This window comes from Mesorhizobium sp. M4B.F.Ca.ET.143.01.1.1, assembly GCF_004792275.1.
GTDB classification, from domain to species: domain Bacteria; phylum Pseudomonadota; class Alphaproteobacteria; order Rhizobiales; family Rhizobiaceae; genus Mesorhizobium; species Mesorhizobium abyssinicae.
Window position 1 is genome coordinate 1 of the sequence record NZ_SRSR01000327.1, and the last position, 290, is coordinate 290.

1 pseudogene is annotated in these 290 nt (G+C 65.2%); it reads left to right on the forward strand.

The window, feature by feature from the left end:
* Positions 1–290: pseudogene (locus EN786_RS37195) on the forward strand (MFS transporter); the annotation flags it as partial.

Genomic DNA, 290 nt, shown 5'->3' on the forward strand with positions numbered 1-290 from the left:
CTGCATGTCGCCAACCACGCGGAGGCAGGTGGACTTTTCTTTGAGCTGTCGATCGTGGCGGCGGCGACCATCGTCGGCACCACATGGCTCACCAGCCGCTCCACCATGCTCGCCGCGCTGGTGCTGATGATCCCGACCGCAGCTTTGATCGTGGCGGCGCAGGTCTATGCCTCGATGGTCCTGATGATCATTGCGACAGAGGTCTGCGGCGTCGCGGGGGCGTTCGGCTATCCCGGCGGCCTGCAAGTGGTGCACCAAATCGCGCCGGCAGACCGTCGTGCCGAAGTGGT